Origin of the sequence: Citrobacter koseri ATCC BAA-895 (assembly GCF_000018045.1) — a bacterium.
In the GTDB taxonomy this organism is placed as follows: Bacteria; Pseudomonadota; Gammaproteobacteria; order Enterobacterales; family Enterobacteriaceae; genus Citrobacter_B; species Citrobacter_B koseri.
The window spans coordinates 4,292,483-4,304,915 of the sequence record NC_009792.1 but is presented as its reverse complement, the minus strand read 5'-3'; the positions used below and the strand labels follow the sequence as shown (position 1 = coordinate 4,304,915).

Below are 12,433 nucleotides of genomic sequence, written 5' to 3'. Positions count from 1 at the left end.
GGGATGTACCGGAGGGAAAAAAACAAAAGGCCGGAAAACCGGCCTTTTTCAATTAACGCACGCTTATTTTTCCTGAAGACCGAGTTTCTTCTCCAGATAGTGGATGTTGGTGCCACCGTGCTGGAAGTGCTCGTCGTTCATGATGCGGGTTTGCAGGTCAATGTTGGTTTTGATGCCATCAATGATCAGTTCCTGCAATGCGTTTTTCATACGGGCAATCGCCACGTCACGGTTTTCACCGTAGCAGATCAGCTTGCCGATCATGGAGTCATAGTACGGCGGTACGGTGTAACCCGCGTAGATATGGGACTCCCAGCGTACGCCAAAGCCGCCCGGCGCGTGGAAACGCGTGATTTTACCCGGGCTTGGCAGGAAGGTGTTCGGGTCTTCGGCGTTGATACGGCATTCTACCGCATGGCCTTTCACCACAACTTCTTCCTGCTTGATGGACAGCGGCTGGCCCGCAGCGATACGCAGCTGTTCTTTGATCAGGTCAACGCCGGTGATCATTTCAGTAACCGGGTGTTCTACCTGAATACGGGTGTTCATTTCGATGAAATAGAACTCGCCGTTTTCGAACAGGAACTCAAACGTACCTGCTCCGCGATAGCCGATATCGACACACGCTTTGGAGCAGCGCTCGCCGATGTAACGACGCAGTTCCGGGGTAATGCCCGGCGCTGGCGCTTCTTCGACCACTTTCTGGTGACGACGCTGCATGGAGCAGTCACGTTCTGCCAGATAGATAGCGTTACCCTGACCGTCAGCCAACACCTGAATTTCGATGTGGCGTGGGTTTTCCAGGTATTTTTCCATGTACACCATGTCATTGCTGAAGGCTGCTTTCGCTTCCGCTTTGGTCATGGAAATGGATTGCGCCAGTTCGGCATCGCCGCGCACAACGCGCATGCCGCGACCGCCGCCGCCGCCGGACGCTTTGATAATAACCGGGTAGCCGATGCGTTTTGCAATGGCGCGGTTTTTATCCATATCGTCGCCCAACGGGCCGTCAGAACCCGGTACGCATGGAACGCCAGCCTGCTTCATTGCGCTGATTGCAGACACTTTATCGCCCATCAGGCGGATGGTGTCGGCCTTCGGGCCAATGAAGATAAAGCCGGAGCGTTCAACCTGCTCAGCGAAGTTGGCGTTCTCAGACAAGAAGCCGTAACCCGGATGGATTGCCACCGCGCCGGTGATTTCAGCGGCGCTGATGATAGCCGGGATGTTCAGATAGCTTTTTACGGACGGAGCCGGGCCAATACAGACCGTCTCATCCGCCAGCAATACGTGTTTTAAATCGCGATCCGCGCTTGAGTGCACAGCCACGGTCTTGATACCCAGTTCTTTACAGGCACGAAGAATACGCAGTGCAATCTCGCCACGGTTGGCGATGACAATTTTATCCAGCATGTTCGCCTCGTTATTCGATGACGACCAGCGGCTCGTCAAATTCTACCGGCTGACCACTTTCGACCAGAATTGCTTTCACCACGCCGGATTTATCGGCTTCGATCTGGTTCATCATTTTCATGGCTTCAACGATGCACAGGGTATCGCCCGCGTTAACTTTCTGACCGACTTCGACGAATGCTTTCGCATCCGGGCTCGGGGTGCGGTAGAAAGTACCAACCATTGGGGAACGTACGATGTGACCACTGATTTCCGCTGATGCAGCAGGCGCTTCCATTGCTGGAACAGCCGCCGGAGCGACAGCGTTAGACAGAGCTGGCTGCTGCATTGGCGCAGCATAAGCTTGTTGCATCACCGGAAAACCTGCATTTGGCGCGGTGCGGCTGATGCGCACAGACTCTTCGCCTTCAGAAATTTCCAGTTCGGAGATGCCTGATTCTTCAACCAGCTCGATCAGTTTTTTAATCTTACGAATATCCATGAGTGGGTTCCGTACTCTTTGTTTAGTGTGATTGTGACAGGCGTTTTACCGCCGTCTGTAAAGCGTATGAGTAACCGTCAGCGCCGAATCCGCAAATGACGCCAGCCGCAATATCGGAAAGATACGAATGCTGGCGAAACGGTTCCCGCGCATGTACGTTGCTCAGGTGAATCTCGATAAACGGGATGCTCACCGCGAGCAGCGCATCGCGAATCGCAACACTGGTGTGCGTAAACGCGGCCGGATTAATCAGGATATAGTCCACAGTGTCTTTAGCCTGATGAATACGGTCGATGAGTGCGTACTCCGCGTTAGACTGCAAATGATCCAGCGTCACATTCAGCGCGTCGGCCTCTGCATTCAAACGGTTAACAATTTCCGTTAATGTCAGGGTGCCGTACTTATCAGGTTCACGGGTGCCGAGCATATTAAGGTTCGGACCGTTTAAAAGCAAAATGTGTAATTTGTCGGCCATCGTGCAGCTATCTCCTGCGATTCTCCGGTAAAAAACAAAATATACCTTTGATGCGCGATTGTCACCCTTTCAGCGGCTTAAAAACCCTGTCCGGGAAACCAAGGTCGCACATTATAACGATTTCGTAGCATTTGGCAGCTAAATACTGGTCTTATCAGGGAAGATTATCAACTGCTAACACGCAAAGACCCAAGGCGAGTCCTGGTTTTGCAACAAACCGCACATAACGGAGGCGTTACAGCATTTTGCCCGCAAACGACCGCCACCACTGGCGAAATGTCTTGTAGCGCCAGGCTAAAAGCACCAGCGCCAGCAGGGCATAAATGACTGGCTGCGGCGATAAAATTTTTACCGACCACAGATAATGAATGGGAGCCAGAATCGCGACAAGATAAACGAAGTTATGCAAACGTTGCCAGCGTTTCCCCAGTTTTCGTTGCGCCGCCTGCGTGGAGGTCAACGTAAGGGCGAATAAAATGAACCAACTGATAATGCCCAACGTTAAATAAGGACGAGTGATTAACTCCTGGCCCAGCAGCGCCAGATTATTTATGCCCAGTTCAAGTAGCGCATAGCTGGTTAAATGCAGCGTGGCCCAGGCGAAGCACCATAACCCTAACAAGCGGCGGGTGCGGATCAATAATGGCTGTTTAGCGTAGCGCGCCAGCGGTGAAACCAGCAAGGTGGCGAGCAAGAATTTCAGCGCTGTCCTACCGGTGAAGTGTTGAATATCTTTGACCGGATCGGCGCTGAGCCCTCCCTGATTCACCGCCCAGACGAGCCAGAGAAACGGTAATAATCCGGCAAGATGCAGCAGTACTTTTAGCCAGACGATCTGTTTTTGTGTCAGACGCACTTAGAAATTCTCCCGCAGATCCAGACCGCGATATAAAGACGCCACTTCACTGGCATAGCCGTTAAACAGCAGCGTCGGCTGTCTTTGTACATCCAGAATGCCGCCTGCGCCAATAAAACGCTCGGTCGCCTGTGACCAGCGCGGATGATCAACGTGCGGATTCACGTTGGCGTAAAATCCGTATTCGTTTGGCGCGGCCAGATTCCAGGTGGTCGGCGGGCGTTCGCGGGTCAGTTTAATACTGACGATCGACTTAATCCCCTTGAACCCGTATTTCCACGGCACCGTCAGACGGATGGGGGCGCCGTTTTGCGGCGGCAGCGCTTTACCATAGACGCCGACAGTCAGCAGCGTGAGCGGGTGCATTGCCTCGTCCAGACGCAATCCTTCGACGTAAGGGTATTTTAGCCCGCCGCCGATAAAGCGGTCTTTTTGTCCCGGCATATCATCGGGCGCGTAGATCGTTTCGAACGCCACATAGTTGGCATTGCTGGTGGGTTCGACCAGTGCGAGCAGTTTATGTAAGGGGAAGCCAATCCAGGGAACCACCATCGACCATGCCTCAACGCAGCGCATACGATAGATTCGCTCTTCCAGCGGGAAACGCGTCGTGAGCGCATCGTGATCGAGCGTTAAGGGTTTCGCCACTTCGCCGCTAATTTTCAACGTCCAGGGATCGGTTTTCAGGCTACCCGCGTTGGCGGCCGGGTCTGCTTTATCGAGGCCGAATTCATAGAAATTATTATAGCCGGTGACTTTGTTTTCCGGCGTTAACGGGAGGTCGTTTTGCCAGGCGGCGGGTTTGCTGAAATCAAGCGGCTTACCGGCAGGCGCAGGGGGACGATCGTTGCCTTTAAACCAGCTCAGCAGGTCGGCCTGGGCGGTAGCGGGCAGAGAAAGGGCGGCCGCGCTGATACCTAAAGCTTTCAGTACCTGGCGGCGCTGCAACATAAAAACGGACTCCGCGGTTACGTCGGCTTCCGTCAGTTTTTTCATTTTCATAGCATCCTCCGTCATGCGTTTTTTTAAGCATGACGGAGGCGAAACGTTAACGCGAATATGTCACGAAAATTTGAAGATTAGGCAATCTTCACCAGCGTACGGCCCTGCGCCTGGTTATTGATGATGGCATCGGCGAATTTCGGCGCGTCTGCCAGCGTGATTTCTGTTGCAGCCTGCGCATAGAAAGAGGCTGGCAGGTCGTTGACCAGGCGTTTCCAGGCTTCTACGCGGCGGGCAGGCGGGGTCATCACGGAATCCACGCCCTGCAAGCGGACATTACGCAGAATAAACGGCATGACCGTGGTAGGGAGCGCGAAGCCGCCCGCCAGACCACAGGCTGCAACGCAGCCGCCGTAGTTCATCTGCGCCAGCACTTTCGCCAGCACTTTATCGCCAACGGTGTCGATGGCCCCGGCCCAGAGTTGTTTTTCCAGCGGGCGGGATTCGGCAAACTCATCGCGCCCCAGAATGCGGTTGGCGCCCAGGCTACGCAGGTAGTCGTGGGTGCTTTCGCGTCCTGACACAGCCACAACCTGGTAGCCCAGCTTATGCAGCAACGCAACGGCAGTGCTGCCCACGCCGCCGCTGGCGCCGGTCACGACAATCTCGCCATCTTCAGGACGAATGCCCGCGTCTTCCAGCGCCATCACGCACAGCATGGCGGTAAAACCGGCGGTGCCGATAATCATCGCATTTCGGCTATCAAGACCTTTCGGGAGAGCAACCAGCCAGTCGCCTTTTACGCGGGCGCGCTCAGCCAGACCGCCCCAGTGGTTTTCGCCCACGCCCCAGCCGGTCAGTAAAACCTCCTGACCGGCATGGAAGCGGGGATCTTCACTGGCGCGTACGGTTCCGGCGAAATCGATGCCAGGAATCATCGGAAAGTTACGGATGATTTTCCCCTTCCCGGTGATGGCCAGAGCATCTTTATAGTTCAGGCTGGACCAGTGGACATCTACCGTTACATCCCCTTCCGGTAGCCGACTTTCTTCAAGGGTCTGAACGGAAGCAAGGGTTTTACCGTCCTGCTGTTCTAAGATCAAAGCCTGCATAACCTGTCCTCAATTTGCATAGTGGATTGGAAAAATATTTATGAAGACTATACTCGCTAATCAAAACGTGATGCCGATTCAACGCAATAAATTGCCAGATAGACCTGATTTGGTAGTATGCCCGCTTAGCTGTGCAATTTAACGGACTTCGCGTTCAGAGTTGCTCTTTCATGTCGTTTATAACTGTCGGAGTTAACACACGGATGCGATTAACGACGAAATTCTCAGCCTTTGTCACGCTGCTTACCGGGTTAACGATCTTCGTTACGCTCATCGGCTGCTCGCTGAGTTTTTACAATGCCATCGAGAATAAATTCACCAGCCGCATTCAGGCGGTCGCCACCGCTATTGACACGCATCTTGTCTCCTCTGATTTTGTCACGCTGACGCCGCAGATTAATGAACTGATGGTATCGGTCGATATCGTGCGCGTCGATTTGTTGCAGGATGGCCGCCAGGTGTATAGCCATTCGCGCAACAGCAGCTATCGGCCGGCGGGAAGCAACAACCTGTATCGTGAGCTGACGATTCCGCTGGTAAAACATCCCGGCACCTCGCTGCATGTGGTGTTTCAGGACCCGATGGGCAACTATTTTCACTCGCTCGTGACCACCGCGCCGCTCACGCTGGCGATCGGCTTTATCGTTCTCATCCTGTTCTTATCGGTACGCTGGCTACAGCGCCAGCTGTCCGGGCAGGAGCTGCTGGAAATTCGTGCAACGCGTATTCTGAACGGCGAACGCGGGCCGAATGCGCGAGGGTCGGTCTATGAATGGCCCGCGCGTACCAGCAGCGCGTTGGATATGCTGCTGTCTGAAATTCAGTTTGCCAGCGAACAGCGCAGCCGTCTGGATACGCTTATCCGTTCTTATGCGGCGCAGGATGTCAAAACCGGGCTGGGCAATCGCCTGTTTTTTGATAACCAACTGGCGACGCTGCTGGAAGATCAGGAAAAAGTGGGATCGCATGGCGTGGTGATGATGATCCGCCTGCCTGACTTTAACCTGCTTCACGACAGCTGGGGGCGCGATCTCGCGGAAGAACAGCTGTTTGCGCTGATTAATCTGCTGTCGACATTTATTATGCGCTACCCGGGTTCGCTGCTGGCGCGCTACCACCGCAGCGACTTTGCCGTCCTGTTGCCGCACCGCACATTGAAAGAAGCGGAGAGCATCGCCGGGCAGTTATTAAAAGCGGTAGATGCATTACCGGTTAATAAAAAGCTCGATCGTGACGATATGGTACATATCGGCATTTGTGCATGGCGTAGCGGTCAGTCGACGGAGCAGGTGATGGAACATGCCGAAGCCGCGACCCGAAATGCCGTGTTGCAGGGAGGGAACAGTTGGGCGGTGTATGACGATTCGCTGCCGGAAAAAGGCCGTGGCAATGTACGCTGGCGCACTCTTATTGAGCAGATGCTCAGCCGGGGCGGGCCGCGGATTTATCAGAAACCGGCGGTAATGCGTGAAGGGCGCGTACACCACCGGGAGCTGATGTGCCGTATCTTTGACGGCGCCGAAGCGGTGATTTCGGCGGAATACATGCCGATGGTATTGCAGTTCGGTTTATCGGAAGAGTATGACCGCTTGCAAATTAGCCGTTTGATCCCGCTGCTGAAATACTGGCCGGAGGAAAATCTGGCGATGCAGGTAACGGTAGAATCGTTGATCCGCCCACGGTTTCAGCGCTGGCTGCGTGATACGTTGATGCAGTGCGAAAAATCGCAGCGAAAACGTATTATTTTTGAACTTGCCGAGGCAGATGTTTGTCAACACATCAGTCGGTTACAGCCTGTTATTCGTTTAATGAATGCGCTTGGCGTTCGGATCGCGGTGACACAGGCGGGTTTGACGCTGGTGAGTACCAGCTGGATTAAAGAACTTAATGTGGAATTACTGAAACTTCATCCGAGTCTGGTAAGAAACATTGAGAAACGAACGGAAAACCAGTTGCTGGTACAGAGCCTGGTGGAAGCCTGCACGGGAACGCATACGCAGGTTTACGCGACAGGCGTCCGTTCGCGTAGCGAGTGGCATACGCTGACGGGGCGCGGAGTGGCGGGCGGACAGGGGGATTTTTTTGCCTCCTCCCAACCACTTGACACCAACGTGAAAAAATATTCGCAAAGATACTCGGTTTAACCTGCCGTTTAATTTGTTTTCACGTAGAATAACGCGCGCTGTGCCTCATGGGGGTGTGCTTGTCTGCTCGCCAGATTGTTGCAGCAAATATGCAGGTAAACGACCTTTTACAGGTTGCAAATGAAGGCCAGGATTGCTGCTGATGTATTCAGTTCTGATGGACCCAGACAGAGATTTGTAACAAAGGAAACGTACTGCGCTAATTTTCACCGTAGCAGATGATTTTTGCGCCTTGTCGCTGCTGCGTGTGGTTGGTAAAGTAAGCGGATTTTGTTTTCCGCCCCAGCTTTCAGGATTATCCCTTAGTATGTTGAAAAAATTTCGTGGCATGTTTTCCAATGACCTGTCCATTGACCTGGGTACTGCGAATACCCTCATTTACGTAAAAGGACAAGGCATCGTATTGAATGAGCCTTCCGTTGTGGCCATTCGCCAGGATCGTGCCGGTTCACCGAAAAGCGTGGCCGCAGTAGGTCATGATGCGAAGCAGATGCTGGGTCGTACGCCGGGCAATATCGCTGCTATTCGCCCGATGAAAGACGGCGTTATCGCTGACTTCTTCGTGACTGAAAAAATGCTCCAGCACTTCATCAAACAAGTGCACAGCAACAGCTTTATGCGTCCAAGCCCTCGTGTGCTGGTGTGTGTACCGGTAGGAGCGACCCAGGTAGAGCGTCGTGCGATTCGTGAATCCGCACAGGGCGCTGGCGCTCGTGAAGTGTTCCTGATCGAAGAACCGATGGCTGCGGCAATCGGCGCCGGTCTGCCGGTGTCTGAAGCAACCGGTTCAATGGTTGTCGATATCGGTGGCGGTACGACGGAAGTGGCCGTTATCTCTCTGAACGGCGTGGTTTACTCTTCTTCTGTGCGTATTGGCGGTGACCGCTTCGACGAAGCGATCATCAATTACGTGCGCCGTAACTACGGTTCTCTGATCGGCGAAGCGACCGCAGAGCGTATCAAACACGAAATCGGTTCTGCGTATCCGGGCGACGAAGTGCGTGAAATCGAAGTTCGCGGGCGTAACCTGGCGGAAGGCGTTCCACGCGGCTTTACCCTGAACTCCAACGAGATTCTGGAAGCGTTGCAGGAGCCGCTGACCGGTATTGTGAGCGCGGTGATGGTTGCGCTGGAACAGTGCCCGCCGGAACTGGCGTCTGATATCTCCGAGCGTGGCATGGTGCTCACGGGCGGCGGCGCGCTGCTGCGTAACCTTGATCGTCTGTTAATGGAAGAAACCGGCATTCCTGTCGTTGTTGCTGAAGATCCGCTGACCTGCGTGGCGCGCGGCGGCGGCAAGGCGCTGGAAATGATCGATATGCACGGCGGCGACCTGTTCAGCGAAGAGTAATCGGATACCGGCAGGGTGATGGTTTGATTACCCTGCCGACTCTGATACGAGAATACGCAAACTTATGAAGCCAATTTTTAGCCGTGGCCCGTCGCTACAGATTCGCCTTATTCTGGCGGTGCTGGTGGCGCTCGGCGTGATTATAGCCGACAGCCGTCTGGGGACGTTCAGCCAAATCCGCACGTACATGGATACCGCCGTCAGCCCTTTCTACTTTATTTCCAATGGTCCCCGTGAATTACTCGACGGCGTGTCGCAAACGCTGGCTTCGCGTGACCAACTCGAACTTGAAAACCGGGCGCTGCGCCAGGAACTGTTGCTGAAAAACAGCGAATTGCTGATGCTGGGGCAATACAAACAGGAGAACGCGCGTTTGCGCGAGCTGCTGGGTTCGCCGCTGCGTCAGGACGAACAAAAAATGGTGACTCAGGTCATCTCCACGGTTAACGATCCTTACAGCGATCAGGTGGTGATCGACAAAGGAAGCGTGAACGGGGTCTATGAGGGGCAACCGGTCATCAGCGACAAAGGCGTAGTGGGCCAGGTCGTTGCGGTGGCGAAACTGACCAGCCGCGTTCTGCTTATTTGCGATGCGACACATGCGTTGCCGATTCAGGTGCTGCGTAACGATATCCGCGTCATTGCCGCCGGTAACGGCTGTACAGACGATTTACAGCTTGAGCATTTACCGGCAAACACCGACATTCGCGTTGGCGATGTGCTGGTAACGTCGGGTCTGGGCGGCCGTTTCCCGGAAGGGTATCCGGTGGGCGTGGTTTCGTCCGTCAAGCTGGACACCCAACGTGCTTACACCGTGATTCAGGCGCGTCCGACTGCGGGTTTACAGCGTTTGCGTTATCTGCTGCTGCTGTGGGGAGCCGATCGCAACGGCGCTAATCCGATGACGCCGGAAGATGTGCATCGCGTCGCTAACGAACGACTGATGCAGATGATGCCGCAGGTTCTGCCTTCGCCAGATGCGATGGGGCCGCCAGCGCCAATGCCGGACCCTGCCACGGGGATTAGCCCGGCGCCTGCCGCGCCTCAACAACCGTCGGCTACGCGCGCAACGGGGGGGCAATAGTGGCAAGTTATCGTAGCCAGGGTCGCTGGGTTATCTGGCTCTCGTTTCTTATTGCGCTATTGCTGCAAATCATGCCCTGGCCGGATGACATCATCGTTTTCCGGCCAAACTGGGTGCTCCTTATCTTGCTGTACTGGATACTCGCACTGCCGCACCGCGTAAATGTGGGTACAGGTTTTGTGATGGGTGCCATACTGGATCTGATCAGCGGCTCTACGCTTGGCGTGCGGGCCTTGTCGATGAGTATCATTGCTTATCTGGTTGCACTGAAATTCCAGCTATTCCGTAACCTGGCGCTCTGGCAACAGGCGCTGGTGGTGATATTGCTCTCACTGGTCGTGGACATTATTGTTTTCTGGGCCGAGTTTTTAGTGATCAACGTCTCTTTCAGACCGGAAGTGTTCTGGAGTAGTGTAGTAAACGGTGTGCTCTGGCCCTGGCTTTTCCTGCTGATGCGCAAAGTGCGCCAGCAGTTTGCTGTGCAGTAAAGGTTTCTATGACTGACGTTTATCTTGCTTCCGGTTCACCTCGCCGCCAGGAGCTGCTTGCGCAGCTGGGCGTCTCTTTTGTACGTATCGTTACGGGAATTGAAGAAACGCGTGGCGAAGGCGAAAGCGCGCAACAGTATGTCTCCCGTCTGGCGCGGGAAAAGGCGCAGGCAGGCGTGGCGCAAACGGCGCGCGACTTGCCGGTGCTGGGCGCCGATACTATCGTGATTCTTAACGGTGAAGTGCTGGAGAAACCGCGCGATGCAGAACACGCGGCGCATATGCTGCGCAAACTGTCGGGGCAGACGCATCAGGTGATGACGGCCGTCGCGCTGGCGGACAGCCAGTACGTTCTGGATTGTCTGGTGGTGACGGAGGTGACGTTCAGAACACTGAGTGATGAGGACATCGCGGGCTATGTCGCCAGCGGTGAGCCTATGGATAAAGCTGGAGCATACGGTATTCAGGGGCAGGGTGGCTGTTTTGTCAGGAAGATAAACGGCAGCTATCACGCCGTGGTCGGCTTACCGCTGGTTGAAACGTATGAGTTGCTGAGCAATTTTAACGCACTGCGTGAGAAAAGGGATAAACATGACGGCTGAATTGTTGGTAAACGTAACGCCATCGGAAACACGCGTGGCGTACATTGATGGCGGTATTCTTCAGGAAATTCATATTGAGCGTGAAGCGCGACGAGGCATCGTAGGCAATATCTACAAAGGCCGTGTAAGCCGTGTACTTCCGGGTATGCAGGCGGCTTTTGTAGATATTGGACTGGAGAAAGCCGCGTTTCTTCATGCTTCAGACATTATGCCGCATACCGAATGCGTGGCGGGTGAAGAGCAAAAGAACTTCACCGTACGCGACATCTCTGAGCTGGTGCGTCAGGGGCAGGATCTGATGGTGCAGGTGGTAAAAGATCCGCTTGGCACCAAAGGCGCGCGCCTGACGACGGACATCACGCTGCCTTCCCGCTACCTCGTCTTTATGCCCGGCGCGTCGCACGTTGGCGTTTCTCAGCGTATTGAAAGCGAAACCGAACGTGAACGCCTGAAGAAGGTGGTGGCGGAGTATTGCGACGAGCAGGGCGGATTTATCATCCGTACGGCGGCGGAAGGGGTGTGCGAAGAGGATCTGGCGTCGGATGCCGCTTACCTCAAACGCGTCTGGACGAAAGTCATGGAGCGTAAAAAGCGGCCGCAAACGCGCTATCAGATGTACGGCGAACTGGCGCTGGCGCAGCGCGTACTGCGTGATTTTGCCGATGCCGAGCTGGACAGAATCCGCGTGGATTCGCGTCTGACGTACGAGGCATTGCTGGAATTTACTGCGGAATATATCCCCGAGATGACCAGCAAGCTCGAACACTACAGCGGTCATCAGCCGATTTTCGATCTCTTTGATGTTGAAAATGAGATTCAGCGCGCGCTGGAACGCAAGGTGGAACTGAAATCCGGCGGTTATCTGATTATCGATCAAACCGAAGCCATGACCACCGTTGATATCAATACCGGGGCGTTTGTCGGGCACCGTAATCTCGATGACACGATCTTCAATACCAATATTGAGGCGACGCAGGCGATTGCGCGGCAGCTGCGTCTGCGCAATCTGGGCGGTATCATCATCATCGATTTTATCGACATGAATAATGAAGATCATCGCCGTCGGGTACTGCATTCTCTGGAGCAGGCGCTGAGCAAAGATCGCGTGAAAACCAGCATCAACGGCTTTTCGCAACTGGGTCTGGTAGAGATGACCCGCAAGCGTACCCGCGAAAGCGTGGAACATGTGCTATGCAATGAATGTCCAACGTGTCATGGACGCGGTACGGTGAAAACGGTGGAAACCGTCTGCTATGAAATTATGCGTGAAATCGTGCGTGTGCATCATGCCTACGACTCCGATCGTTTCCTCGTTTATGCTTCTCCGGCGGTGGCGGAAACGTTAAAAGGCGAAGAGTCGCACGCGCTGGCAGAGGTGGAAATTTTTGTCGGCAAGCAAGTTAAAGTCCAGATTGAACCGCTCTATAACCAGGAGCAATTTGACGTCGTAATGATGTAAAAGACCGCCGTTTCCAGGCCGGATAA

General features: G+C 54.4%; 12 protein-coding genes. 6 read left to right on the top strand and 6 right to left on the bottom strand.

The window, feature by feature from the left end; genetic code table 11:
• Positions 1-63: 63 nt before the first annotated feature.
• The 6 genes from accC to acuI form a co-directional block, all read right to left on the bottom strand.
• On the bottom strand, positions 64-1,413 hold the full coding sequence (gene accC / locus CKO_RS19890) for an acetyl-CoA carboxylase biotin carboxylase subunit (RefSeq protein WP_012135392.1): 1,350 nt from the start codon (positions 1,411-1,413) through the stop codon (positions 64-66).
• Between the two features lie 10 nt (positions 1,414-1,423).
• On the bottom strand, positions 1,424-1,894 hold the full coding sequence (gene accB / locus CKO_RS19885; RefSeq protein ID WP_012135391.1) for an acetyl-CoA carboxylase biotin carboxyl carrier protein: 471 nt from the start codon (positions 1,892-1,894) through the stop codon (positions 1,424-1,426).
• Positions 1,895-1,916: 22 nt separating this feature from the next.
• Entirely contained in the window at positions 1,917-2,369 is a 453-nt protein-coding gene (aroQ, locus tag CKO_RS19880) for a type II 3-dehydroquinate dehydratase (RefSeq protein WP_012135390.1), read from the bottom strand.
• A gap of 235 nt (positions 2,370-2,604) precedes the next feature.
• The gene (msrQ, locus tag CKO_RS19875) at positions 2,605-3,225 is read right to left on the bottom strand and encodes a protein-methionine-sulfoxide reductase heme-binding subunit MsrQ (protein WP_012135388.1); all 621 of its coding nucleotides are present in this window, start codon (positions 3,223-3,225) and stop codon (positions 2,605-2,607) included.
• Positions 3,226-4,227, bottom strand: a complete 1,002-nt coding sequence (gene msrP / locus CKO_RS19870) for a protein-methionine-sulfoxide reductase catalytic subunit MsrP (protein WP_024130995.1) — start codon at positions 4,225-4,227, stop codon at positions 3,226-3,228.
• A gap of 77 nt (positions 4,228-4,304) precedes the next feature.
• Complete coding sequence (acuI, locus tag CKO_RS19865) at positions 4,305-5,279, bottom strand: acrylyl-CoA reductase (NADPH) (RefSeq protein ID WP_012135386.1); 975 nt, start codon at positions 5,277-5,279, stop codon at positions 4,305-4,307.
• Between the two features lie 203 nt (positions 5,280-5,482).
• Here acuI and csrD point away from each other — a divergent pair, with 203 nt between their 5' ends.
• From csrD to rng, 6 genes are all read left to right on the top strand, one after another.
• Positions 5,483-7,423 carry an RNase E specificity factor CsrD gene (csrD, locus tag CKO_RS19860; protein WP_012135385.1) on the top strand — a complete coding sequence of 647 codons (1,941 nt, stop codon included), beginning with the start codon at positions 5,483-5,485 and terminating at the stop codon, positions 7,421-7,423.
• Positions 7,424-7,730: 307 nt separating this feature from the next.
• A complete protein-coding gene (gene mreB, locus CKO_RS19850) occupies positions 7,731-8,774 on the top strand; it encodes a rod shape-determining protein MreB (RefSeq protein ID WP_000913396.1) in 1,044 nt (347 codons plus the stop codon).
• Positions 8,775-8,838: 64 nt separating this feature from the next.
• The gene (mreC, locus tag CKO_RS19845; RefSeq protein ID WP_012135384.1) at positions 8,839-9,858 is read left to right on the top strand and encodes a rod shape-determining protein MreC; all 1,020 of its coding nucleotides are present in this window, start codon (positions 8,839-8,841) and stop codon (positions 9,856-9,858) included.
• Positions 9,858-10,346 carry a rod shape-determining protein MreD gene (gene mreD, locus CKO_RS19840; protein ID WP_012135383.1) on the top strand — a complete coding sequence of 163 codons (489 nt, stop codon included), beginning with the start codon at positions 9,858-9,860 and terminating at the stop codon, positions 10,344-10,346. Before mreC ends, mreD begins: the two co-directional genes overlap by 1 nt.
• 8 nt (positions 10,347-10,354) lie before the next feature.
• Positions 10,355-10,948 (top strand): Maf family protein, encoded by a 594-nt coding sequence (locus CKO_RS19835; RefSeq protein ID WP_012135382.1) that lies wholly within the window; start codon positions 10,355-10,357, stop codon positions 10,946-10,948.
• A complete protein-coding gene (gene rng, locus CKO_RS19830) occupies positions 10,938-12,407 on the top strand; it encodes a ribonuclease G (protein WP_012135381.1) in 1,470 nt (489 codons plus the stop codon). Before CKO_RS19835 ends, rng begins: the two co-directional genes overlap by 11 nt.
• Positions 12,408-12,433: the final 26 nt, after the last annotated feature.